Source organism: Ciceribacter lividus (assembly GCF_003337715.1).
Taxonomy (GTDB): Bacteria; Pseudomonadota; Alphaproteobacteria; order Rhizobiales; family Rhizobiaceae; genus Allorhizobium; species Allorhizobium lividum.
The window spans coordinates 271,942-295,129 of sequence record NZ_QPIX01000007.1 but is presented as its reverse complement, the minus strand read 5'-3'; the positions used below and the strand labels follow the sequence as shown (position 1 = coordinate 295,129).

Annotated in this window: 20 protein-coding genes, 1 tRNA gene and 1 pseudogene; 10 read left to right on the top strand and 12 right to left on the bottom strand. The window is 61.1% G+C overall.

Annotated elements, in window-relative coordinates; all coding sequences use genetic code 11:
* Nucleotides 1-26: 26 nt before the first annotated feature.
* From glpD to DFR48_RS14500, 4 genes and pseudogenes are all read right to left on the bottom strand, one after another.
* Complete coding sequence (gene glpD, locus DFR48_RS14515) at nt 27-1,547, bottom strand: glycerol-3-phosphate dehydrogenase (RefSeq protein ID WP_114363838.1); 1,521 nt, start codon at nt 1,545-1,547, stop codon at nt 27-29.
* Between the two features lie 102 nt (nt 1,548-1,649).
* Nucleotides 1,650-2,429 carry a DeoR/GlpR family DNA-binding transcription regulator gene (locus DFR48_RS14510; protein ID WP_114363837.1) on the bottom strand — a complete coding sequence of 260 codons (780 nt, stop codon included), beginning with the start codon at nt 2,427-2,429 and terminating at the stop codon, nt 1,650-1,652.
* A 125-nt stretch (nt 2,430-2,554) separates the two neighbouring features.
* Nucleotides 2,555-3,430, bottom strand: a pseudogene (locus DFR48_RS14505) (cisplatin damage response ATP-dependent DNA ligase); the annotation flags it as partial.
* Between the two features lie 3 nt (nt 3,431-3,433).
* Complete coding sequence (locus DFR48_RS14500; protein ID WP_114363835.1) at nt 3,434-4,864, bottom strand: phosphomannomutase; 1,431 nt, start codon at nt 4,862-4,864, stop codon at nt 3,434-3,436.
* A 612-nt stretch (nt 4,865-5,476) separates the two neighbouring features.
* Here DFR48_RS14500 and DFR48_RS14490 point away from each other — a divergent pair.
* Together DFR48_RS14490 and DFR48_RS14485 are read left to right on the top strand one after the other, a co-directional pair.
* On the top strand, nt 5,477-6,997 hold the full coding sequence (locus DFR48_RS14490) for an alkaline phosphatase family protein (RefSeq protein ID WP_114363877.1): 1,521 nt from the start codon (nt 5,477-5,479) through the stop codon (nt 6,995-6,997).
* An 80-nt stretch (nt 6,998-7,077) separates the two neighbouring features.
* Complete coding sequence (locus DFR48_RS14485; protein ID WP_114363834.1) at nt 7,078-7,704, top strand: ribonuclease D; 627 nt, start codon at nt 7,078-7,080, stop codon at nt 7,702-7,704.
* A 73-nt stretch (nt 7,705-7,777) separates the two neighbouring features.
* On the opposite strand, the gene DFR48_RS14480 is transcribed toward DFR48_RS14485, so the two are convergent.
* Nucleotides 7,778-8,113: a DUF6665 family protein gene (locus DFR48_RS14480; RefSeq protein ID WP_114363833.1), complete on the bottom strand. Its 336-nt coding sequence runs from the start codon at nt 8,111-8,113 to the stop codon at nt 7,778-7,780.
* Between the two features lie 327 nt (nt 8,114-8,440).
* Between DFR48_RS14480 and DFR48_RS14475 the strand changes: the two genes are divergently transcribed.
* Nucleotides 8,441-10,039: a hypothetical protein gene (locus tag DFR48_RS14475; RefSeq protein WP_147273545.1), complete on the top strand. Its 1,599-nt coding sequence runs from the start codon at nt 8,441-8,443 to the stop codon at nt 10,037-10,039.
* Between the two features lie 83 nt (nt 10,040-10,122).
* On the opposite strand, the gene rpsA is transcribed toward DFR48_RS14475, so the two are convergent.
* Both rpsA and cmk read right to left on the bottom strand, forming a co-directional pair.
* On the bottom strand, nt 10,123-11,829 hold the full coding sequence (gene rpsA / locus DFR48_RS14470) for a 30S ribosomal protein S1 (protein WP_112686158.1): 1,707 nt from the start codon (nt 11,827-11,829) through the stop codon (nt 10,123-10,125).
* Nucleotides 11,830-11,972: 143 nt separating this feature from the next.
* The gene (cmk, locus tag DFR48_RS14465; RefSeq protein ID WP_114363831.1) at nt 11,973-12,632 is read right to left on the bottom strand and encodes a (d)CMP kinase; all 660 of its coding nucleotides are present in this window, start codon (nt 12,630-12,632) and stop codon (nt 11,973-11,975) included.
* 348 nt (nt 12,633-12,980) lie between these two features.
* On the opposite strand from cmk, the gene DFR48_RS14460 reads away from it, so the two are divergent.
* The gene (locus DFR48_RS14460) at nt 12,981-13,367 is read left to right on the top strand and encodes a TIGR02300 family protein (RefSeq protein ID WP_114363830.1); all 387 of its coding nucleotides are present in this window, start codon (nt 12,981-12,983) and stop codon (nt 13,365-13,367) included.
* Between the two features lie 147 nt (nt 13,368-13,514).
* A tRNA-Ala gene (locus DFR48_RS14455) sits at nt 13,515-13,590 on the top strand.
* 345 nt (nt 13,591-13,935) lie between these two features.
* Here the strand turns inward: DFR48_RS14455 and DFR48_RS14450 are convergent.
* Nucleotides 13,936-14,130: a hypothetical protein gene (locus tag DFR48_RS14450; RefSeq protein ID WP_112686152.1), complete on the bottom strand. Its 195-nt coding sequence runs from the start codon at nt 14,128-14,130 to the stop codon at nt 13,936-13,938.
* Between the two features lie 130 nt (nt 14,131-14,260).
* Here DFR48_RS14450 and DFR48_RS14445 point away from each other — a divergent pair, with 130 nt between their 5' ends.
* Nucleotides 14,261-15,046 (top strand): YdcF family protein, encoded by a 786-nt coding sequence (locus tag DFR48_RS14445; RefSeq protein WP_114363829.1) that lies wholly within the window; start codon nt 14,261-14,263, stop codon nt 15,044-15,046.
* A 14-nt stretch (nt 15,047-15,060) separates the two neighbouring features.
* Here the strand turns inward: DFR48_RS14445 and DFR48_RS14440 are convergent, their stop codons facing one another.
* Nucleotides 15,061-15,534, bottom strand: a complete 474-nt coding sequence (locus tag DFR48_RS14440; protein ID WP_114363828.1) for a hypothetical protein — start codon at nt 15,532-15,534, stop codon at nt 15,061-15,063.
* A 97-nt stretch (nt 15,535-15,631) separates the two neighbouring features.
* Between DFR48_RS14440 and DFR48_RS14430 the strand changes: the two genes are divergently transcribed.
* Nucleotides 15,632-16,270, top strand: a complete 639-nt coding sequence (locus tag DFR48_RS14430) for a trimeric intracellular cation channel family protein (protein ID WP_114363826.1) — start codon at nt 15,632-15,634, stop codon at nt 16,268-16,270.
* A 16-nt stretch (nt 16,271-16,286) separates the two neighbouring features.
* On the opposite strand, the gene irrA is transcribed toward DFR48_RS14430, so the two are convergent.
* The gene (gene irrA / locus DFR48_RS14425) at nt 16,287-16,706 is read right to left on the bottom strand and encodes an iron response transcriptional regulator IrrA (protein ID WP_114363825.1); all 420 of its coding nucleotides are present in this window, start codon (nt 16,704-16,706) and stop codon (nt 16,287-16,289) included.
* A gap of 302 nt (nt 16,707-17,008) precedes the next feature.
* Here irrA and fabA point away from each other — a divergent pair, with 302 nt between their 5' ends.
* Genes fabA through fabI form a run of 3 tightly spaced genes read left to right on the top strand, consistent with a single transcriptional unit; the run spans nt 17,009 to nt 19,602 of the window.
* Complete coding sequence (gene fabA / locus DFR48_RS14420; RefSeq protein ID WP_112686142.1) at nt 17,009-17,524, top strand: 3-hydroxyacyl-[acyl-carrier-protein] dehydratase FabA; 516 nt, start codon at nt 17,009-17,011, stop codon at nt 17,522-17,524.
* A gap of 43 nt (nt 17,525-17,567) precedes the next feature.
* Complete coding sequence (fabB, locus tag DFR48_RS14415) at nt 17,568-18,791, top strand: beta-ketoacyl-ACP synthase I (protein WP_114363824.1); 1,224 nt, start codon at nt 17,568-17,570, stop codon at nt 18,789-18,791.
* A 4-nt stretch (nt 18,792-18,795) separates the two neighbouring features.
* Nucleotides 18,796-19,602: an enoyl-ACP reductase FabI gene (gene fabI, locus DFR48_RS14410; RefSeq protein ID WP_114363823.1), complete on the top strand. Its 807-nt coding sequence runs from the start codon at nt 18,796-18,798 to the stop codon at nt 19,600-19,602.
* A gap of 87 nt (nt 19,603-19,689) precedes the next feature.
* On the opposite strand, the gene DFR48_RS14405 is transcribed toward fabI, so the two are convergent.
* Nucleotides 19,690-20,706, bottom strand: a complete 1,017-nt coding sequence (locus DFR48_RS14405) for a class I SAM-dependent methyltransferase (RefSeq protein ID WP_114363822.1) — start codon at nt 20,704-20,706, stop codon at nt 19,690-19,692.
* 75 nt (nt 20,707-20,781) lie between these two features.
* The gene (gene pnp, locus DFR48_RS14400) at nt 20,782-22,926 is read right to left on the bottom strand and encodes a polyribonucleotide nucleotidyltransferase (protein WP_114363821.1); all 2,145 of its coding nucleotides are present in this window, start codon (nt 22,924-22,926) and stop codon (nt 20,782-20,784) included.
* Nucleotides 22,927-23,188: the final 262 nt, after the last annotated feature.

Genomic DNA, 23,188 nt, shown 5'->3' with positions numbered 1-23,188 from the left:
TCCTCACCGACGGGACCACATGCGCCTTATCCGGCCAACTTCGCCGGAACGGCAGCCATGTACTCCTCCAAATTCTTCGCTTCTTCCTGCGAGAGCCTGAGCCCCAGCTTCGTCCTCCGCCACAGCACGTCCTCGGACGTCCGGGCCCATTCCTGTATCATGAGCCAGCGGACTTCGCACTCGTAGAGGTCGTGGCCGAAGTGCCGGCCGAGATCCGCTATTGTCGTCGCACTGCCCAGCAGGTCATGCGCACGCGTACCGTAGGAACGGACGAGGCGCTCTGCGTGGCGCTCATTGAGGAATGGATAGTGTTCCTTGAGTCTGCGCACTTCCGCCGCGTAGTCGGTCGGAGCAAAGTCGCCGCCGGGCAGATTGCTGCGCGCGGTCCACCGTGTTCCTTTGACGCCGATCTTTTCGCCGATCTTTTCTACTGCGTGCTCGGCCAACCGCCGGTAGGTCGTAAGCTTGCCCCCGAAGACGTTGAGCAGCGGCGCCTCGCCCGTATTCCCTTCGACTTTCAGGACGTAGTCCCGGGTCGCCTCTTGCGCCTTACTTGCTCCGTCGTCGTAGAGCGGACGAACAGCTGAATATGACCAGACGATGTCGTCACTGCGAATCGGTTCGGCGAAGTACTCGCTTGCCGCCGAACAGAGATAGTTGATCTCTTCCGGCGTTATCCTCACGTCGCGTGGATCGCCGGTATAGTCGCGGTCCGTCGTACCGATCAGCGTGAAATCGCGCTCGTACGGGATCGCGAAAATAATGCGATTGTCGGGATTCTGGAAGAAATAGGCACGCGTGCCATCGAACTTCTTCCTGACGACGATATGGCTCCCCTGAACAAGGCGGACATTGTGCGCCCCCTTGTTGCCGACAGCCTCGGAGAGCACCTTGTCGACCCATGGGCCGGCGGCATTCACGAGCATGCGGGCTCTGACAGTGGTGACAGTTCCGCTTTCGCGATCTTGGATGTCTATCGACCAGCACTCTGCGGTCCGTCGCGCGGATACGACGCGGGAGCGGTTGAAGATGCGGGCGCCGCGGTCGGCGGCGTCGCGGGCATTGAGAACGACCATGCGAGCGTCGTCCACCCAGCCGTCGGAATATTCGAACGCCTTGCCAAACAGCGGCTTGAGGGGGCGGCCGGCCGGATCACGGCGCAGGTCGAGCGTCGCCGTTGCAGGCAGGAGCTTCCGCCCACCCAGGTGGTCATAGATGAAAAGGCCGAGCCGGATCAACCAGGCGGGGCGAATGCCGCCCTTCTGGAAGGGAAGGACGAAGCGCAAAGGCCAGATGATATGAGGTGCCATGGCCCAGAGCACCTCGCGCTCCATCAGCGCCTCCCGCACGAGGCGGAATTCGTAGTACTCAAGGTAGCGCAATCCGCCATGGATCAGTTTCGTCGAGCCGGATGAGGTACCCGAAGCGAAATCGTTCATCTCCGCCAGCGCGACCGAATATCCTCGCCCCGCAGCGTCTCGCGCGATACCACATCCATTGATGCCGCCGCCAATAACGAAGATGTCGTAAAGCCCTTGGACCACCATTTTCCCCGAAATTTTGCGCATTGCACAAATTAGTGCAATTGCGAAAACACAAGACAATTAAATTGAAAACAAATCGAATGTCAAACGAAAGTTTTCGCGCTTCTATGCCGCGTTGCCCGCGGCTGGAGCTTCGATCAGTTCGACATTGTTCTCCGAGCAAATCCGCCGGATGGATTCGAGAGGGCAGTGGTCGGTTATGAAGGTATGGACCTGGGAAAGATGGCCGATACGGACGGGTGCGGTGCGTTCGAATTTCGTCGAATCCGCAACGAGAATGACGTGACGAGCATTGGCTATGATCGCTTGCGCCACTTTCACTTCGCGGAAGTCATAGTCGAGAAGGGCGCCGTCAGCATCAATGGCGGAGGCCCCGATCACGGCGTAGTCGACCTTGAACTGTCGGATGAAATCGACGGCCGCCTCCCCGACGATACCGCCGTCGGAAGCGCGGACGACGCCGCCGGCAATGACCACTTCAATCGCTGGAAGAAGTCTCAACTTATTGGCAACGTTGATATTATTGGTAATGATCATCAGTTCTTGATGGCCCGCGAGAGCTTCTCCGACTGCTTCCGTCGTCGTGCCGATGTTGATGAATAGCGAGGCATTGTTGGAAATGAGCTTCGCGGCGGCGATGCCGATAGCCTGCTTCTCTTGGGCGGCGATCTGCCGGCGAGCCTCGTATTTCATGTTCACGGTGCCGGACGGAAGTGTCGCTCCGCCGTGGATACGTGACAAAACACGCGCGTCGCAGAGGTCGTTCAGGTCTTTGCGGATCGTCTGCGGTGTCACGGAGAAACGCAGCGCCAACTCCTCGACGAGCACGCGCCCATTGGCTTTTGCCATTTCGACGATCTCGGCCTGCCGACCAGTAAGGTACATTTCGGTTGCCTTTCGTTTCTTTCGGTAGTCGCGTGTGAGGCGAAAATGCACCCATGTCCGCCCGAGTGCAACCGGGTTTCTGCTCGTCTGCGCTTTTGCGTGGTAGCGCCGTTTGATAAAACCCGTCAGCCAATCAGCCTCACGAGCGTTTCCAGGCGGTCGGCGTCGCGCGGCAGCTTGTCTGTCCTTAACCGCGCAATGCGGGGAAAACGCATGGCGACACCTGACTTGTGCCGGGTCGAACGATTGATTCCCTCGAAGGCGACCTCGACGACGAAGCCATGGTCGGGCTCGGCGCGCAACGCCCGTACGGGGCCGAAGCGGTCGACGGTATTGTGGCGGACGTAACGGTCGAGCACGTCCAGTTCGGTATCGGTGAAACCGAAATAGGCCTTCCCGACGGGGACCAGCGTGTCTCCGTCCTCGCCCGCCGTCCACACGCCGAACGTAAAGTCTGAATAGTAGCTGGAGCGCTTGCCGTGCCCTCGCTGCGCGTACATCAGCACGGCATCGACGTTCAGCGGCTCGCGTTTCCACTTGAACCACGGACCTTTGACGCGTCCCGCCTTGTAGGTGCTGTCGAGGCGTTTGATCATGACGCCCTCGATGACCGGATCGGGAGGATTGCGTCTGTGTCTTTCCAACTCCTCCCAGCTGGAGAAGGGCACAATCGGTGAGAGGTCGAAACGCTCCTCCGGCGCCTGATCAATCAGGCGCGTGAGCCGTTCACGTCGGGCGAGGAACACTTCTCCACGGGCATCCTCCTTCCCTTCGAACAATACGTCATAAGCGCGCAGGAAGGCAGGATAGTCCTGCATCATGCGGGACGATACGCTCTTGCAATTCAACCGCTGCTGAAGGTCGGAGAACGTCCTCGTCGGCTCTCCCGACCGAGACGTGCCGCCCACCAGAAGCTCGCCGTCAATGACCCCTTCGAAGAGGGCCGAGTCGACCACGTCGGGAAAGGCAGTCGATATATCGTCGCCGGAGCGGGAATAGAGCACTCAGTTCGCGGGTTGCCAGGCCCGAATGGCTTCAAGCCCCTGTCGCAGCAGCCCCTGCGCCGCTTCCGCCGTCGGTGCTTCGACATAGCAGCGCATCTCGGGTGCGTTCCCCGACGGGCGGAAGTGGATCACTCGTCCGTCGTCGAGCGTGACGCGAAGTCCATCGATGTCGGTCGACGATTTCACCTTTCCGACGGGGGCAAGGAAGCTTGAAAGTGTCTCACTCGAGTGCCGCAGATGGTCCATCAAAGCGGCACTTCGCTCGGCGGCGAAATTCTCAATTCGGTCGCTGAGGGCAATCGGGAGATCGTACCTGTCGACGAGCTGCGAAAGCGACCATCTGTTCGCGACGGCAGAACCGAGGATCGTCAGCGCCGGCAGGAAACTGTCGCGGGTCGGCAAGGCCGCGATGGCTCGCCCATCGATTTCGAAGGTGGAGCCCAGCATCGTGCCACCATTGGCTTCGAAGCCGATCACGCCTTTGTCGCCTCGGGTCAGCGCCCTGTTCATCTCGGCAATGACGAAAGGAGAGCCTACGCGGGTTCGAATCACCTCGAATCCACCGATCGACTCGATGCCGGAATTGGATGTAACGGGCGTCACGACCGTCGTTGCATGGAGGTAATGTGCAGTGACCAGCCCGAGGAGGTCACCACGGAGTGGGCGCCCGGTTTCGTCCGCCACCAGCGGGCGGTCACCGTCGCCGTCGGTCGAAATGATCGCGTCGAGCCTGTGGTCGACAGACCATTTCAGGAGCAAGGCCTCCGTCTCTGCGGAGACCGCTTCGGTATCGACCGGGATGAACGTTTCGGAGCGACCGAGTGGAACGACGGTCGCGCCATATTGCCCGAAGACAGTCGTCATCATGTCACGGGCGACACTGCTGTGTTCATAGACGCCGATCCGCAGCCCCTCGAGTGCACCGCTTGGCAGAACCGAGAGATTGCGTTCCAGAAACAACTCCGTCGCCGCGGCTTCCTGGTTTTCGCCCATTCCTCTTTCGACCCTGTTGGCGGCTTCGTCACGCGCAAGCTCTGCCGCAAGGCGGGTGATGGCCGCCTCGTCGTCCTTGTCGATTTCGCCGTCCGGCCGGTAGAACTTGATCCCGTTTCTGTCGGCGGGAATATGTGAACCGGTGACCATGACCGCCGCCGCACCGATCTTTTGGGCGTAGAGTGCGAGCGCGGGCGTCGGAATCCAGCCGCAGTCGACCGGGACGAGACCGGCCCGACGGATCGCCGCCATGACCGTCGCAGCAATCTCGGGGCTCGATTCGCGGAAGTCGCGAGCCACTGCCACCACCCCGCCGGCGGGCAGGTGGTTCGAGCCGACAAGGAACCGGGCAAAGGCCGTGGCATAGAGCGCGGACACGCTTCCCACGAGTTGGGTCGAAAGACCGCGGAGCCCGCTCGTTCCGAATTTTGCAGCCATGCCCTTCTGATCCTCCCGCTGTGGTCGCTTGGTCTCGACGTCTTTATAGGTCGAGCAGCGAACGCGCTCAACTGCCCGCAGGTTCCTGCGGCGGAACGAAGTACGGCTCGCCCGGAGGATCAAAGGTTACAGGATGGTGACGTTGGCCGACAAAATGAAAAGAGCCCAGCGCGGGAGGAGGTGCGCTGGGCTCTCAAACTTGATCGGCAATTGGGAGGAGGAGGAGTATTGCCGATCCTATCTGACGACGCTGGGAGGAGGAGTGCGTCGCTTCGATGATCTGGAATATATCCGTATCGCTTTGGATGAACAGCGCATTTGCTGCAACGCAGCAGTGCGATCGATGCATAGCTTGTGATCTGTGCTGCGTGTCAGGTCATCATCGGGCCCGAGAAAGGCGAATGTCGGACAGGATATTCGGCTGAGCGGGAAAGAAAACGGGCGGCTGCGTCGTTGCCCACCTGCCAAACACGCATGGCTCGCCCGTCGCCGGACCTCCTATCGCGTGTTTCACCTGCATTTTTCCGTTTGCCAGAGGTGATGATCGAGAGGATTGTGGCGAACGGCGCGGCTGCCGGCCCGCTGTTATACATCGTTCGGAGTGTTTCCCGCATGAAGCCCAATGTTTTGCTCGTGACCGCCGACCAGTGGCGTGGCGACTGCCTTTCGTCGGTCGGTCATCCGGTGGTGCGGACACCCAATGTCGATCGACTGGCGGCGGAGGGCGTCCTGTTCCGGCGGCACTACGCTGGCGCCGCCCCCTGCTCGCCCGCACGGGCCTCGATCTACACGGGGCTTTACCAGATGAATCATCGGGTCTGCCGCAATGGTTCGCCGCTGGACGCGCGTTTCGACAACATTGCGCTGGCTGCACGGCGCGCAGGTTACGATCCGACCCTCTTTGGCTACACCGACGTTTCGCCCGACCCGAGGACGCTTCATCGGAACGATCCGCATCTGACGACTTACGAGGGGGTCTTGCCCGGTTTTACGACCGGCCAGATCCTGCTTGAGAACGAGAAGCATTGGCTGAGCTGGCTCCGGAGCCGCGGACATGCGGCGGCGTTCACCCGCGACGTCCACCGGACGGGAGACAAAGACGGTTGCGATGCGAACAACGGGGCGCCGGACTATGACGCGGAGGAGACGCAGACAGCCTTCCTCGCGGAGAGCTTCCTCCGCTGGATGGAGCAGCAGGACGCGCCCTGGTTTGCGCACGTATCATTTCTCCGACCACATCCGCCCTTCTGCGTTCCGGCTCCTTACAATGAGATGTTTGTGCCTGGCGACGGCCCGGCCTATGCGAGGGCGGCCCGGCGCGAGGACGAACGGGCGCTTCACCCGTTGCTTGCCTATGGTCACGAGTTCCTCGGCAAGTCGAGCTTCGTCTATGGCGCTTCGGGACTTGTTTCCGATTGGAGCAAGAAGGATTTCGATGTCATTCGTGCCGTCTATTTCGGCATGATTGCCGAAGTCGATGCCCAACTCGGAAGAATATTCTCCGCCCTGCGCGAAAGCGGCCGCTGGGACGAGACGATCATCATATTCACCTCCGACCACGGCGAGATGATGGGGGATCACTGGCTTCTCGGAAAGGGCGGCTTCCATGAAGGAAGCTATCATATTCCGCTTGTCGTCCGAGACCCGCAGGCGACCGCAGTCGGGCGACAGGTCGACGCTTTTACCTCGGCTGCCGATATCATGCCCACCCTGTGCGAACGCCTCGGCGTTGAACCGCGCAACCATCAGGACGGCGCGTCGCTTCTGCCGTTTATCGAGGACGCGCAACCCGCCGGCTGGCGCGATGCCGCCTTCTGGGAGTTCGATTTCCGCGAGGTCGCAACGGGCACTGCAGAGGACCATTTCGGCCTCCCTTCCAGTCGCTGCAATCTCGCCGTCATTCGCGACGAGGCATTCAAGTACGTGCACTTCGCAGGCCTGTCGCCTCTGCTCTTCGATCTCGCGAGGGACCCGATGGAACTGCAGAACGTTGCCGATGACCCGGCATATGCCACGATCCGGCTACGCTATGCCGAGAAGCTGCTCTCGTTGCGAGCCAGCCATCTTGACCAGACACTTGCCTATGTCGAGCTCACCGAAGAAGGTCCTGTCAGTCGACCGCGGCGATCGTGACATCACGAAACCGGTAGAGCGACGGCGCGCTTTGGGCTATAGCCAGCCGGACACGACAACTGCTCACGCTGGAGACATGGATGGCCCCGACGATCCGCTATCACGAAGGTGACATATCCGCCGCCGATGCTGGCCGCTATACGGGCGCGATCGCCATCGACACCGAGACGCTCGGACTGGTGCCGCGGCGAGACCGCCTTTGTGTCGTCCAGCTTTCGCCCGGTGACGGGGCGGCGGATATCATTCGTATCGCGGCCGGACAGACCGAGGCGCCCAATCTCGTGGCGATGCTCGCCGATCCGGAACGCCAGAAGATCTTTCACTTCGGGCGCTTCGATATCGCCGTTCTCTTCCACACCTTCGGCGTAACGACCGCACCGGTCTTCTGCACGAAGATCGCTTCGCGGCTCTCGCGCACCTATACCGATCGCCACGGTCTCAAGGACAATCTCAAGGAGATGCTCGAGGTCGATATTTCGAAGGCACAGCAGTCATCCGATTGGGCGGCCGAAATGCTCTCGCCGGCGCAACTCGAATATGCGGCATCCGATGTGCTCTATCTGCACGCATTGCGCGACAAGCTCACCGAGCGCCTGATCCGAGACGGCCGGATGGAGCATGCCGAGGCCTGCTTCGAGTTCCTGCCCACGCGGGCCAAACTCGATCTTCTCGGATGGGAAGAGACGGATATCTTCGCACACAGCTGATTTGCGGTTGGCGAGCTGCGTTCCCAGCTCCCGCCATCAGCGGGCAGTTTGGAAAGTCTGACGAAGGTCACTTTCACTTCGTGGGCCTGCTCGCGGCACCCAACCGGATCATCACTTCGTGCGGGATATCATAGCGCTTGATCGCGTCGGCCTGGCTGCGAAAGCCGCAGATTTCCCGCTGGACAAGAAATGACCAGACGAGGTCGGCGGCCTCTTCGAGAAGCCTCCGGCGCTCGCTGGTATTTTCCGGGATGGCTGGACAGGCTCTGAGGGCCTCCAGCGCCTTCTCGACTCTCACCCCCGCACGGGCCAAGGCGTCGGCTTTTTCAGCCATGAGCTCGTATTCGAGGGCGCTGAGTGGACTGCCGCCGGCCACGGAGGTCGACAGAGGGGGCGGACGCAGAGGCATGCTTCCTTCCTCGGCAAGGTGAACCGGTTCAGAGTCGCCTGCAAACTCGAACGAGGCAAGCACAATCGCCCGGATTTATGGCTAACGTTTCGTTAACGGACGTTTCTTAGAATCGCATCGGTCTGATGGATACCCCGCCTTCGGCGTGAAACGCGCTGCACCCGGCGACCAGCCATCCGCCCGCATGAGCGCGGCGCGACACTGCTATGGTTCCCGCCCCCGCTTTCTGATGCGAGACAAGTGCCGATGCTGCCCGCCGCGAGCGCCATACACTCTTCGATGGCCGATACACCACTTCCGGTGAGCAGAAGCGAGGCAAGTCGGACGATGACGTCTCCTTCGACTTCGGCGGAGCAAGGCACGGCGTCAATCTCCCGGAGGAGCCCGTCGCTCGAGGGACGACTGACAATCCTCGTCCTTTTGGCCCAAGAGCGCATTGTCGGTAACCTGGCTGGGCTTGCCGATCGCTTGGGAGAAAGACTTGGTTTCTCTCGCGGAGAGAACGAGAGCAATGGCAGCTTTGTCGTGCGCCTTCTATTGGCGATCAACGGTCTCCCGAAGGAGGAACGGAGCGCCTTGGGGAGCCAGCTCGCACAACTGGTAAAGGGGCTCCGTTTGGAGACGGTCCTTTCCGCTCTGCGCAACCCTGCAGGCCTGGACGCTGCGACGATTGCGATCGCCCTCGAAGCGAGCCGGGGGAACGATCCCGATCCCGCAGCGGGGCGCGTGGTATCATCCTACAGGCAGAATAGCGAGCAGGCACCCTGGTCCACCCGCCTGGCGCCATCGTACGTGCCGCAGCGAGCGTCGCCGTCGCTCTCCGCTTCGCTGGAAGGATCCGGAGCCGAGATAGATATGGCAGACGGGACGGCTGCTGCCAAAGCAACGTTCCAGCGGGAGGCGGGAGCCGTCCGCGGAGTCACGGCCGCAGCACCGTCGGCCGGAAACATCGAAGGTACGGCAACGCGCGAGGAATTGCCGGGTCGGGCGAAGGAATATGGGCCGCTTGTGTTCGATGAACCGCGTTCGAAGACGCCACCGGTTGCTTCAACCGGTCGGCAACTGTCATTGCCGCAACCAGACGCCAGTCGAACAGTGGCTCCACACGGCCCGGAACCGGGCGAGCGTGCTCCTCCCGGTGACGCCGGCGACATTGTTCGCGACGAGACCATGCGATCAGGTGATGTCCGGATGCGCACGTTCGAACCTCGGAGCTGGCCCGCCTGGATCGAGACGGATGGCGCCTTTGCAGCCGTGCGAAACAGGCTACCTCCGGGACCCTACCCAGAAGGCGGGGAAGGTGTTGTGCCTCCAGGTCTGAGCCCGGGGTTCCCTGGCTGGCTTGAGGAACCAGAGGGTGATCCGGACATCGCGGCCCTTGCGCGCCTGCTCAAGCATGTGCTGGAGCATGAGGAGCAAACGGCTGGGCCCGTCGAAACACCTGCCCGCAAGGCGATCGCGGCCGCTGCGCCGGATCGCAAGGCGGAGACATCCACGCCAGCGGCATCGTTGGGTCAGGAAGCCGGCGGCGACGAGATTAGGGAAGCCCGCGCGCAATCGACGCTGCCGGGAGACGCTCCGGCGCCGCTTCCGGCGACCGCGGAAGGGCGAATGCCTGCGGCAGCGCTGCTGCGGGATAGTCCGGCCTTCCCCTTCTTTGGATACGCCCTCTTCGCGGATGATGCCGTCTTTTCTGAGGAGGCGGCGAAACGCGGCCGAAGCGGCGAGCAGGATAGGGACGATGACCGTCGAGGCGAAGACGGGTCGGAAGAGCAGCCTGGTTCAGGGCAGACCACTGGATCGGAGGAAAACGGCGAGAACGACGTCGATGAAGAAGTCGATGACGAAGCAATCGCCGATCCGGTGTCAGCTTTCGGCGGCGAAATGGTACTGGCGCATTACCTCACCATGTCGATGCTGACCTGACGGGTGGTTTTCCGCAGTTCGGCAAAAGAAAACCCGCCGGTCGATAGACCGGCGGGTTATCGTTCTTCTGAAATCGCGAGCGCTTATTCGGCGTTGCCGCGGTTCTTGAGTGCGGCGCCCAGGATGTCGCCGAGCGAAGCGCCGGAGTCGGACGAACCGAACTGAGCGACGGCTTCCTTCTCTTCTGCGATCTCGAGAGCCTTGATCGACAGCATGACCTTGCGATCCTTCTTGGAGAAGTTGGTGACGCGAGCGTCGACAACCTGACCAACCGAGAAACGCTCCGGACGCTGTTCGTCGCGGTCGCGGGAGAGATCGGCACGACGGATGAAGGAAGTGATGTCCTCGTGGTTGACGAGCTTCACTTCGATACCGCCATCGTTGATGCCGATGACTTCGCAGGAAACGACGGCGTTCTTGCGCAGGTCGCCGGAAGCGGCAGCTTCACCGACCGAGTCGCGGCCGAGCTGCTTGATCCCGAGCGAGATGCGTTCCTTCTCGACGTCGACGTCGAGAACGACAGCCTTGACGACATCACCCTTGTTGTACTCTTCGATGACCTGCTCGCCCGGACGGTTCCAGTCGAGGTCCGACAGGTGAACCATGCCGTCGACATCGCCTTCGAGGCCGATGAACAGACCGAATTCGGTCTTGTTCTTGACTTCGCCCTCAACTTCGGTGCCGGCCGGGTGGCTGTAGGCAAATGCCTGCCACGGATTTTCCAGCGTCTGCTTGAGGCCGAGCGAGATACGGCGCTTGGACGGGTCGACTTCGAGAACGACAACGTCGACTTCCTGGCTCGTGGACAGGATCTTGCCGGGGTGTACGTTCTTCTTGGTCCAGGACATTTCGGAGATGTGGATGAGGCCTTCGATGCCCGGTTCCAGTTCGACGAACGCACCGTAGTCGGTGATGTTCGTGACGGTACCGGTGATCTTCTTGCCGACCGGGTACTTGGCGGCAATGCCGTCCCACGGATCCGCTTCGAGCTGCTTCATGCCGAGCGAGATACGGTGGGTTTCCTGGTTGATGCGGATGATCTGAACCTTGACCTGCTGGCCAATGGACAGGATCTCCGACGGATGGTTGACGCGGCGCCACGCCATGTCGGTGACGTGCAGCAGGCCGTCGATGCCGCCGAGGTCGACGAACGCACCGTAGTCGGTGATGTTCTTGACGACACCGTCGACAACCTGGCCTTCTTCGAGGTTCTGAACGATTTCAGAACGCTGCTCGGCGCGGGATTCTTCCAGAACGGTACGACGCGAAACGACGATGTTGCCGCGGCGCTTGTCCATCTTGAGGATTTCGAAGGGCTGCGGGTTGTGCATCAGCGGGGTAACGTCGCGGATCGGGCGGATGTCGACCTGGCTGCGCGGCAGGAACGCGACAGCGCCGTCCAGATCGACGGTGAAGCCACCCTTGACCTGGTTGAAGATGACGCCTTCGACACGTTCGCCGGCTTCGAACTTGGCTTCGAGCTTGACCCAGCTTTCTTCGCGGCGAGCCTTTTCGCGCGAAAGGACGGCTTCGCCGAGCGCGTTTTCGATGCGCTCGACATAGACCTCGACTTCGTCGCCGACCTTCAGCGAGCCGTCCTTGGCCCGTGCGCCGAATTCCTTGAGCGGAACGCGACCTTCGACCTTCAGGCCGACATCAACGATGGCGACGTCCTTCTCGATTGCCGTGATGATGCCCTTGGCAACATAGCCTTCGGCAAGATCGGTCTTGGCAAAGGACTCTTCGAGGAGGGCGGCAAAGTCCTCCCGCGTGGGGGTAGAAACAGACATGAAATCTCCTAAACGTGCCACATCAGGGCACGGGTCTGCGCCGGGGGTTAGCGTTGCACTTGCCATACATCTCGCCCGCCCTCTTGGGGCTGTCCGGCGCGGGGACGACGATGTCGGCGAAATCCGTCATATATGGAGCCGGCTCACCGGCTTCCAGATCCCTGTTTCTGCGCCAAGGCAGCATCGATGATCGACTTGGCCGCGTGAAACGCCGCTTCTATACTCATTTCTGAGGTATCAAGCAAGTGCGCGTCTTCGGCGGGCCGTAACGGGCTATCGGCCCGTCCCATGTCGCGCTCGTCGCGCTTCTTTACGTCGGCACAAACCTCGTCGAAGACCGCCGAGCCTCCGCCGGCGACGATCTCGTCAAAGCGGCGCTTGGCTCGCACCTCGGGTGAGGCCGTGACGTAGAGTTTCACCGGCGCGTTCGGGCAGACGACCGTGCCGATATCCCGGCCGTCGAGCACGGTGCCGGGCAATTTGGCCGCGAAGCGTCGTTGCGCCTCGACAAGCGCACGACGAACGGCAGGCATGACTGCGATCCTGGATGCAGCCTCTCCGATTTCGTGCCGGGCAAGGATCGCTCGATCGAGTCCCGAGAGGTCCAGTTCGCGTGCGATCTCTTCGGCAACGGCCTCGTCGTCGAGCGGCAAGCCGGCGTCGAGAAGAGCCTTTGCCGTGGCGCGGTAGGTGAGGCCCGTGTCGAGGTGATGAAAACCGTAATGCGCCGCGATCAGGCGGGAAAGCGTTCCCTTGCCTGCGGCTGCCGGACCGTCGATGGCTATGGTAAAGGAAGAGGTCATGCAGGTTCACTTTCGAGCGCTTCGATCGTCACGCCCATGTTCGTCATCAGGAAATGAAGTCGGAGAAAGACGACTTCGATACTGGGCGTCCTTTGCGGCTCTCTGAGGGTCGGCGCGGGGCCGGCGCGCTGCGGATGCTGCGGCGGAGTTGCTGAAACGCCGGGTCGTTACCATATGTGGCGCGAATGGTCATCCCCGCTGTGCCAAAATGCTGGAAACCTGCGGGCGAAGATTGCCTTTGACAGGAGAGATTGCAACGATTAAGGGGACCGGCTAACAGTTTGACCGGTTGAATGCCGGATTGGCGACGAACGCCGTTATTCTTCAGGAATTCAAGAGGCTTTGACAGTGGCGAAAGCAGAACTTGGAACTAAGCGCACTTGCCCCGACACCGGCAAGAAATTCTACGATCTGAACAAGGATCCGATCGTATCACCTTACACCGGCAAGTCCTGGCCGTTGTCGTATTTCGAAGAAACCTCCGTTGCTTCGATCATGGAAAAGGCCGAGGAGGAGGAAGTCGCGGAAGTCGATACCGAGAATACGGATGTCGAATTGGTTTCGCTCGAAGATGCTGATGACGCCGGTTCGGGCGATGATCTCCCGGACCTCGGCGATGACGAGGTCGAACTCGGTGATGACGACGACGACACCTTCCTCGAGGCGGATGAGGACGACGACGACGAGGACATGACCGGCATCATCGGTGTGGCCGGCGACGACGACGACGTCTGATCATGTGTTTACCGGCCCGGAGATAAAAGTTTCCGGGCCGGTCATTTTTCGGCTTGCCATCTTCCGAATCCGGAAGTAATAAGCCGCCACCCGCCGGGCAGCGAAGCCCGAAAGGTTCCCGGAACCGGCAGATGCCGGACCCTTGATGGGGCTATAGCTCAGCTGGGAGAGCGCTTGCATGGCATGCAAGAGGTCAGCGGTTCGATCCCGCTTAGCTCCACCAAATCTTCCATTTTTCACGATCTGCCTTGAAGAACGGTCGCCGAGATGCGGGACGACCTATGCTTGATGTCGAGCATCAGACCGTTGACCCTTTGCCGGTTTTTCCCGCAGTCTCTATCTGATTTTTCAGACGCCTGTTTATCCGCGCTGAGTTGTGCGGATGGGTCGGCGCCCCGTTGGAGTGAGGCGTCGGGCACTCGTTCCGCGATCGAGTAACGCTCCAGTGCCTCTGGGGTATGCGATCGTCGCGTTGCGAGCAATCAGCCATACATTCCGTTCGGGATCTTGTCGTCAGGAAAGTGACGAGAAGGCGATGCGGACGACGATGCGCGCATGCGCTTCATTGCTAGCCGAGGAGTTCTCCGCGGCCGTTGCTCTGACCTCTGTCGATCTGGCACCAGTCGGTGATGCGTGTGACGTCGAAGCGTGCCTCGCGATCCTTCAACTGGACGCGCAGCTTGCCCTCGTCCACACCGAGCGGGACGCCGACATAGATTCGATTGTTTCCGGCTTCATCCAGAATGTCTATTGCGAAGCGCATGGAATCTCCGGCCCGACGCCTTCATATTTGGATCACTTTATTCAAACTACTTTCGCTTCGTTATCTTGAGCGAAGCTTATTGAGCTAACCTGGCATTTGCGGTTTGCCAAAATCGAACGGGTAATAGATCGTGTTCCTATCGTCGAAGTTGTTCTGGATCGTCGCCCAGCCACTGTCCCTCGCATTCCTTGCCACCTTTGCCGGTGCCGCGTGTGTTGCGGCGCGTCGATCGCGGGCGGGACTTCTTTTCCTCGGTGCGGCTCTGGCCCTGCTCTTCGTGACGCTCTACACCTCTGCCGGGACTGTGGCTCTGCAACGGCTGGAGGCGCAGATTCCGCGACCGGTGCGGGACCCGGAGGAAGTTGGTTGCATGATCGTCCTCGGTGGCGCCTTCGAGACAGAGGTAACGACCACGCGTGGCGGTTTTGAGCTGAATCAGGCCGCCGATCGCTTCGTCGAAGCGCTGCGCCTTGCATTGAAGTTTCCGCAGTCGCGCATTCTTGTTTCCGGAGGCGACGGCTCTTTCAGCGGCGCTTACGAGGGTGACGCCGCCGCCGCCCGGCGTTTCTTTTCCGGCTTCGGCATCAGCGAAAGTCGCCTGATCAGCGAGTCGGCGTCGCGAACGACCTTCGAGAATGTCGTCAACAGCAGTCGGCTGTTGGCCGATCCGGCATTGCGGGGATGTCTTCTGATCACCTCCGCCTTCCACATGCCGCGATCCCTCGCGCTGTTCCGCAAGGCGGGGATAGATGTGACACCGTGGCCGACCGATTATCGAACGAGCGGAAGCGCCATCCTGCGCCTCGACGTCACGCAGCCGATGCTCAACGCCCAGCAAACGGCCACTGCCATGCGCGAGTGGATCGGCCTTCTGGCCTATTATCTGACTGGACGGACGGCGTCAGTGTTGCCGTAGTGTCTATCGTCGAACTATTTCCTGCTGATCGTCACGAATTTCGTGCCGCGCACGCGAACAGTCATCTCGCACGGAGCGCTGTCGGTTCGCTCACAGAAGCGCGGATGCATCTTGAAAACGAAGACCATGTTGCCGAACCGCTTGACGAAGTCGTAGCCGTAGACCTGCGCGGTTGCGATCAGCAGGTAGCCGCCCTCCTTGACCTGGACGTAGAAATTGTGGGGGCATCCGTCCTCGTTGCAGGCCGGTCCGCGTTCACCGTCGCACGTGTACGCGCCGTGGTCGGAGATCGCGTCAATGATCCCGTCGTTGTTGATGTCCAGCCGTCGGATGAAGCCATCGCGAAACTCGGCGACCTTGCATTGGGAGCGAAAGTGGTCTTTCTCGTAGATCTCGGGATCGCTGACGAGACTCTGCTGGGCGGTGGCCGCAAGAGGCGCGCCAAGCAGAAGCGCAGTTTGCAGGAAGGCAAGCAGCAATTGTTTCACGGCAACCGTCCGAACGAATGAGAGGCCAATCGACCGGCATGATGACGTCCCTGGCTTGTGCCGCCCTGACCCGAGGTGAAACTCAGAAAGGCTATCGATGACGTTGCTCGGCTTTCTCGACTACGCAGGCGTGGCCGTCTTCGCCGCAACTGGCGCATTGTCGGCATCGCGCAAGGAACTCGACGTGATCGGCTTCCTGTTCCTCGCTGCCGTAACGGGCATTGGCGGCGGCACGCTGCGGGACGTCGTACTCGGCAGTCTGCCGGTCTTCTGGGTGATCGATCCCGGCTACATCCTCGTCTGCGTGTCGATGGGTGCACTGGTCTTCTTCACCGCACACCTCTTCGAATCTCGCTATCGACTGCTGATCTGGCTCGATGCCATCGGGCTTTCGGCCTATTGCGTCATGGGCGCTGCCAAAGGTCTGGCGGCCTCCGGCTCGCCGACCGTGGCGATCGTCACCGGCACCCTGACGGCAGCAGCCGGCGGCATACTGCGCGATATCATCGCCGGCGAGCCTTCGGTTCTGCTTCGTCCCGAGATATACGTTACGGCGGGCCTTGTCGGAGCATGTGTATTTACTGGAGCGACAGTCGCTGGAGCGCCGGTTTTCGTGGCGTCCGGGGCTGGTGCTCTGACGGCATTCGCGATTCGCGGGGGTGCCCTGCGCTTCGGCTGGAGCTTTCCCCGCTACAAACCGAGGCCCGGCAGGTCGCCGGAGGACGTATTGCGATGAGGGGGTAACCGGAGGATTACGCGCCCTTTTGCCGCAGGCGGATGACCACGTCGACGTGACTGATCTCCAGACCTTCGGGAGGTTCCGGCAGGTTGTCGATCACGATATTGCTCACCGGGATGTCGAGGACTTCGTTCTCTCCCTCAATGAAGAAGTGATGATGGTCCGAGACGTTGGTGTCGAAATAGGTCTTGGCGCTTTCGACGGCGAGCACGCGGATAAGGCCGGCTTCCGTGAACTGGTGCAGGGTGTTGTAGACGGTCGCAAGAGACACGGGAACGTCAGCCGCAAGGGCTTCTTCGTGTAGTTCCTCGACCGTCAGGTGTCGATCACCCTTGGCGAAGAGCAGGCTGGCGAGCGCAATGCGCTGGCGCGTGGGACGAAGCCCAGAGCGACGCAGTCTCGCTTCCGTTTCCTTGAGGCGTTCTGCCATCATGGAGTTGCTCTCCGGTTCTACTCGAATGCTGGTCTTCTTGTTTAGCGATATAACTTCTAAGCGGGAGGCTTTCAATACTTCAGTGCAGGTATACGGCGGCAGGGCGCCGGAGATACGGTATTTTCCTCCGATTGACTCTGGCCGCGCCGCGATGCTTCCTGTATGGCCACGGCTGAAATATGCGGCTTGAGGCGAGAGCAAGGCTGTCCAACGGCCGACAGGGGCGATTGTGGGACTTCATTTTGTCCCTATCTTGCTCTATGGGTCCAACATTCGCGCAAGCCTGGGGACGACGAAGAAGAATGAAACCGAGACAATCCAGCTACAACTACGAAGAAATCCTGTCCTGTGGTCGCGGCGAGCTTTTCGGCCCCGGCAATGCGCAGCTCCCCCTGCCACCGATGCTGATGGTCCATCGTATCACGGACATCTCGGAAACCGGCGGCGCATTCGACAAGGGCTATGTCCGCGCCGAATACGACGTCCACCCGGACGATTGGTATTTTCCCTGCCACTTCCAGGGCAATCCGATCATGCCCGGCTGCCTCGGGCTCGACGGCATGTGGCAGCTGACTGGCTTTTTTCTCGGCTGGCTGGGTGAAGAGGGTCGCGGCATGGCGCTCTCCACCGGTGAGGTGAAGTTCAAGGGTATGGTCCGTCCTCACACCAAGCTCTTGGAGTACGGCATCGACTTCAAGCGGGTCATGCGCGGCCGCCTCGTGCTGGGGACTGCCGACGGCTGGCTGAAGGCGGATGGCGAGATCATTTACCAGGCGACCGACCTTCGCGTAGGTTTGTCGAAGGATAAGACGGCCTGATCTCAGGCACCGTCCAATTGTGATAACGAGAAGGTCTGTTGAGATGAGAAGGGTAGTTGTTACGGGTCTGGGTATCGTTTCCTCCATCGGGAACGACGCCGCAGAGGTTACGGAATCCCTGCGCAATGCGAAGTCCGGAATCTCCTTCTCTCCCGATTTTGCCGAGCACGGTTTCCGCTGCCAGGTCTGGGGGAAGCCCACGCTGGACCCCACCGATCTTGTTGATCGCCGCGCGATGCGTTTCCTCTCTCAGGGGGGGGCATGGAACCACGTCGCGATGAAGCAGGCGATCGCTGATTCGGGGCTTGAGGAATCCGATATCAGCGGTAATGAACGCACCGGCATCATCATGGGCTCGGGCGGTCCGTCCACGCGCACCATCGTCGAGGCAGCCGACATCACCCGCCAGAACAACAGCCCGAAGCGCATCGGCCCGTTTGCCGTGCCCAAGGCCATGTCGTCGACCGCGTCGGCGACGCTCGCCACCTGGTTCAAGATCCATGGCGTAAACTACTCGATCTCGTCGGCTTGCTCGACTTCGGCGCATTGCATCGGCAATGCGGCCGAAATGATCCAGTGGGGCAAGCAGGACGTGATGTTCGCCGGTGGCCATGAGGATCTCGACTGGACCATGTCGGACCTCTTCGATGCCATGGGTGCGATGTCTTCGAAGTTCAACGACACGCCCGGCAGTGCATCACGTGCCTATGACGCCTCGCGTGACGGCTTCGTCATCGCCGGCGGCGCCGGCGTTCTCGTTCTGGAAGAGCTGGAACACGCCAAGGCCCGCGGCGCCAAGATCTACGCGGAAATCGTCGGTTACGGAGCGACCTCGGACGGCTACGACATGGTCGCACCGTCGGGTGAAGGCGCCATCCGCTGCATGCGGCAGGCACTCTCGACGGTGACGGGGGAGATCGACTACATCAACACCCACGGCACGTCGACACCGGTCGGTGACTCCAAGGAAATCGGCGCGATCCGCGAAGTGTTCGGGACAAAGATCCCGCATATCCAGTCGACCAAGTCGCTGACTGGTCATTCGCTGGGCGCTGCCGGTGTTCAGGAGTCGATCTATGGGCTTCTGATGATGCAGGAACGTTTCATCGGCGAAAGCGCGCACATCAGCGAACTGGACCCGGAATTCGACGGTGTCCCGATCGTCCGCAAGCGGATCGACAACGCCAAGATCGACACCGTGCTCTCGAACTCCTTCGGCTTCGGTGGCACCAACGCCACGCTCGTGTTCCAGCGTCACAATGGATAACGGAATGATTGCCTCTATGCAGGGAAAACGCGGCCTCATCATGGGCGTCGCGAACAACCACTCTATCGCCTGGGGTATTGCCAAGGCGCTTGCCGGCGCTGGCGCCGAACTCGCCTTCACCTACCAGGGTGAAGCTTTGGGCAAGCGCGTGAAGCCGCTTGCTGCCGAACTCGGCTCGGATTTCCTCCTGCCTTGCGATGTGGAGGATCTCGCTTCCGTCGACGCAGTTGTCGCGGCCCTGAAGGAGCGCTGGGGCACGCTGGATTTCGTCGTTCACGCGATCGGCTTCTCCGACAAGAACGAATTGAAAGGGCTCTACGCGGACACCTCGCGTGAGAATTTCGTGCGCACGATGGTCATCTCCTGCTTCTCGTTCACGGAGATTGCCAAGCGTGCCGCCGAGATCATGTCAGACGACGGATCGATGCTGACACTGACCTACGGTGGTTCGGTTCGCATCATGCCGAACTACAACGTCATGGGTGTCGCCAAGGCGGCGCTGGAGGCGTCCGTGCGCTATCTCGCCGGCGATTATGGTCCGCGTGGCATCCGCGTCAACGCCATCTCCGCCGGTCCGATCCGCACACTTGCCGGTGCAGGGATCGCCGACGCCCGCGCGATGCTGTCCTGGCAGCAGAAGAATTCGCCGCTCCGCCGGACGGTGACGATCGAAGACGTGGGCGGTTCTGCTCTCTACCTGCTGTCCGATCTCTCGCGTGGCGTGACCGGAGAGATCCACTACGTCGACTCCGGCTACAACATCACGTCGATGCCGACTGTCGATCTCTTGAACAAGGCCGACACGGAATAGATTTCCGGAAAGACGAAGAATAGAGAAGCCCGGCGCTGATCGCAGCACCGGGCTTCTGCCGTTTCATGGGACCGAGCCGTCAGGCCTTCATTTCTTGGCCCATAGAATCTTGTAACGGGCGTTACGACAGGTCTCTCCGTGTTCGCGGAAGTTCTCGCCGAGTGTCGCCTCGTAGGGAAGGCCGCGATTGGCGACGAGCATCAGCGTTCCACCGCCACGCAGTGCCTGACTGGCGGCGGTGATCAACGCCTTGCCGAGCGATGGTTCGGCTGCGTGTCCCTCGTGGAAGGGTGGATTCATGATGACCAGGTCGTATTTCTCCCTGATCGGCTCGCGCGCGAGATCCTGCCAGAAGAAACGTGCAGAGACGTCCGGGCAGTTCGCCGCCATGTTGGCCTTGGCGCATTCGAGCGCTTGGTAGTCGGCTTCGAAGAGGTCGATACGGTTGACCCGGGGGGAGCGCTCCGCAAGCATGACGGAAAGATAGCCCCAACCGGCTCCGAGATCGGCAGCATTGCCGTCGAAGTTTTCCGGCAGGCGGCCTGCGAGCAGCTCTGAACCGGCATCGATGCGGTCGTGGGAGAACATGCCGGCAACGGTGCGAAAACGGCCGTCAACCGTGACATGGGCCGCCTCGAGCACGCCGACCGCCGCCGACCGCTCCTCGGGAACAACGAACCATAGCGCCACACCATGGTACTTCGGCATATGGTCTACGACGAGCCCAAGTGCATCAAGGCGCTTGCGCAGCGGCTGAATGCCATCCTCCTTGCCGCCTGCCACGACGATGAGGCCTCCCGTCTTTGTACGCTTCAATGCCTCGGCAATCCGGTTCTCGTTCTCGCCGCGATGCTTTCCGCAAAGGACCAGAGCGCCGTCGTAGCCGTCTCCCTCCGGCAGAGGCAGTGGCTCGGCGCCTGCAGCCTCCAACTGGAGGTAGGCCGGGCGTAGCCCCTGCACGGCGACGACCGCCGCCGCGAAGCCGCTCGGAGGGGCAATTCCGGCTTCTGCACCAAGGAACAGAAAGCGCTCTCCTGCCTGCGGCATCGGCAACACGTCGGAAGCGAAGGGGTGGAACAGGGTCTTCAGGGTATCGCGGCTCATGGCTCGGTCTTCTCTCTCGGCGAACAAAAAAGGCGCGGAATTTCTCCCGCGCCTCGGATCGGGGACGAAACGTGCTTATTCGGCAGCCTCGCCGTCGTCCTTCTTCTTCTCGGCAACGATTTCCTTGCCGGTCGCCTGGTCCACGGCCTTCATCGACAGGCGGACCTTGCCGCGTTCATCGAAGCCCATGAGCTTGACCCAGACCTTGTCGCCTTCCTTGACGACGTCCGTGGTCTTGGCGACGCGCTCGGAAGCGAGCTGCGAAATGTGGACGAGACCGTCGCGAGCGCCGAAGAAGTTGACGAACGCGCCGAAGTCCGCGGTCTTGACGACCGTCCCTTCGTAGATTGCACCAACTTCCGGCTCTGCCACGATGGAGTGGATCCACTTGCGGGCAGCCTCGATCTCCTTGCCGGAAGACGAGGCAATCTTGACGGTGCCGTCGTCTTCGATGTTGATCTTCGCGCCGGTCTTCTCGACGATTTCGCGGATGACCTTGCCGCCGGAACCGATGACTTCGCGGATTTTGTCGACCGGAATGTTCATAACTTCGATGCGTGGCGCGAATTCGCCGAGTTGGCCGCGGCTCTCGGTGATGGCCTTCGCCATTTCGCCGAGGATGTGCTTGCGACCGCCCTGCGCCTGGCCGAGTGCAACCTTCATGATCTCTTCGGTTATACCGGCGATCTTGATGTCCATCTGCAGCGAAGTGATGCCATCCGCCGTGCCGGCGACCTTGAAGTCCATGTCGCCGAGGTGGTCTTCGTCGCCGAGGATGTCGGAAAGAACGGCGAAACGATCACCTTCGAGGATGAGGCCCATGGCAATGCCGGCGACGGGCTTGGACAGCGGAACGCCGGCGTCCATGAGAGCGAGCGAGGTGCCGCAGACGGTCGCCATCGAAGACGAACCGTTCGATTCCGTGATCTCGGAGACCACGCGCAGCGTGTAGGGGAACTGCTCGGCGGTCGGCAGCATCGGGTGGATTGCGCGCCAGGCGAGCTTGCCATGGCCGATTTCGCGACGGCCCGGGGAGCCCATGCGACCCGTTTCACCGACCGAGTAGGGCGGGAAGTTGTAGTGCAGCATGAAGTTTTCTTTGTACATGCCGGTCAGGCTGTCGACATACTGCTCGTCTTCGCCGGTGCCGAGCGTGGCAACGACGATGGCTTGGGTTTCACCACGGGTGAAGAGGGCCGAACCATGGGTGCGCGGCAGGAGGCCGACCTCCGCGATGATCGGGCGAACGGTCTCGAGATCACGCCCGTCGATACGGCTCTTGGTGTCGAGAATGTTCCAGCGGACGATCTTCGCCTGCAGGTGCTTGAAGACGGCGCCGACTTCTTCGGCCGAGTACTTGGCTTCGCCTTCTTCCGGAAGGAAGTGAGCCTTCACCTTGGCCTTGACGGCATCGACAGCGGCGTAACGCTCGGCCTTCTGCGTGATCTTGTAGGCGTCACGCAGTTCGGCTTCGGCGATCGAGAGCATCTCGGCTTCGAGCGCGGAATGATCTTCCGGCTCGAATTCACGCGGCTCCTTGGCAGCGACTTCGGCGAGCTTGATGATCGCATCGATGACCGGCTGGAAGCCGCGGTGACCGAACATGACCGCGCCGAGCATGACGTCTTCGGGCAATTCCTTGGCTTCCGATTCGACCATCAGCACCGCGTCCTGCGTGCCGGCGACAACGAGATCGAGGCTCGATTCGTCCATCTCGTCGAGATGCGGGTTCAGAACATATTCACCGTTGATGTAGCCGACGCGGGCGCCGCCGACCGGGCCCATGAAGGGTACGCCGGAGAGCGTGAGTGCAGCCGAGGTGGCGACCATCGACAGGATGTCCGGGTTGTTTTCGAGGTCGTGCTGGATGACGGTAACGACGACCTGCGTGTCGTTCTTGTAGCCTTCCGGGAAGAGGGGGCGGATCGGACGGTCGATCAGGCGGGAAACGAGCGTCTCGTTCTCGGAAGGACGACCTTCGCGCTTGAAGTAACCGCCCGGGATCTTGCCGGCAGCATAGGTCTTTTCCTGGTAGTTGACGGTGAGCGGGAAGAAGTCCTGGCCGGGCTTCGGCGCCTTGGCCGAAACGACGGTGGCGAGAACGACGGTTTCGCCATAGGTCGCGAGAACGGCGCCGTCGGCCTGACGGGCGATCTTGCCGGTTTCGAGCTTCAGCGGGCGGCCTGCCCACTCGATTTCTACGCTATGAATGTCAAACATTGTCTTTTCCTTCTCCGCGGAAAGCAGCGCTCATGTTCCTTCTTGCGGAACAGGCCGTCGCGGCCGCGGGAATGCTGACGTATCACGGGCAAGACAGCAGGAAGCTCTTCAGGTGGCTCATGGCGTCAGCGGTACGATATTCCGCGCCATCACGCCCCGCGCGCTCTCGAAGCCGAAGCCTCGTTGCGCGTGCCAGACCATCCTGGCAAAAGCACCCGGCAATCCTGCCCCATGACAGGTCATCGGTTGGTTCTGGCGGCAC

Bases quoted from the DNA above. Each gene is read 5' to 3' on its own strand.
- glpD (WP_114363838.1), bottom strand. From the start codon at position 1,547: ATGGTGGTCCAAGGGCTTTACGACATCTTCGTTATTGGCGGCGGCATC.
- DFR48_RS14510 (WP_114363837.1), bottom strand. From the start codon at position 2,429: ATGTACCTTACTGGTCGGCAGGCCGAGATCGTCGAAATGGCAAAAGCC.
- DFR48_RS14500 (WP_114363835.1), bottom strand. From the start codon at position 4,864: ATGGCTGCAAAATTCGGAACGAGCGGGCTCCGCGGTCTTTCGACCCAA.
- DFR48_RS14490 (WP_114363877.1), top strand. From the start codon at position 5,477: ATGAAGCCCAATGTTTTGCTCGTGACCGCCGACCAGTGGCGTGGCGAC.
- DFR48_RS14485 (WP_114363834.1), top strand. From the start codon at position 7,078: ATGGCCCCGACGATCCGCTATCACGAAGGTGACATATCCGCCGCCGAT.
- DFR48_RS14480 (WP_114363833.1), bottom strand. From the start codon at position 8,113: ATGCCTCTGCGTCCGCCCCCTCTGTCGACCTCCGTGGCCGGCGGCAGT.
- DFR48_RS14475 (WP_147273545.1), top strand. From the start codon at position 8,441: ATGACGTCTCCTTCGACTTCGGCGGAGCAAGGCACGGCGTCAATCTCC.
- rpsA (WP_112686158.1), bottom strand. From the start codon at position 11,829: ATGTCTGTTTCTACCCCCACGCGGGAGGACTTTGCCGCCCTCCTCGAA.
- cmk (WP_114363831.1), bottom strand. From the start codon at position 12,632: ATGACCTCTTCCTTTACCATAGCCATCGACGGTCCGGCAGCCGCAGGC.
- DFR48_RS14450 (WP_112686152.1), bottom strand. From the start codon at position 14,130: ATGCGCTTCGCAATAGACATTCTGGATGAAGCCGGAAACAATCGAATC.
- DFR48_RS14430 (WP_114363826.1), top strand. From the start codon at position 15,632: ATGACGTTGCTCGGCTTTCTCGACTACGCAGGCGTGGCCGTCTTCGCC.
- irrA (WP_114363825.1), bottom strand. From the start codon at position 16,706: ATGATGGCAGAACGCCTCAAGGAAACGGAAGCGAGACTGCGTCGCTCT.
- fabA (WP_112686142.1), top strand. From the start codon at position 17,009: ATGAAACCGAGACAATCCAGCTACAACTACGAAGAAATCCTGTCCTGT.
- fabB (WP_114363824.1), top strand. From the start codon at position 17,568: ATGAGAAGGGTAGTTGTTACGGGTCTGGGTATCGTTTCCTCCATCGGG.
- fabI (WP_114363823.1), top strand. From the start codon at position 18,796: ATGATTGCCTCTATGCAGGGAAAACGCGGCCTCATCATGGGCGTCGCG.
- DFR48_RS14405 (WP_114363822.1), bottom strand. From the start codon at position 20,706: ATGAGCCGCGATACCCTGAAGACCCTGTTCCACCCCTTCGCTTCCGAC.
- pnp (WP_114363821.1), bottom strand. From the start codon at position 22,926: ATGTTTGACATTCATAGCGTAGAAATCGAGTGGGCAGGCCGCCCGCTG.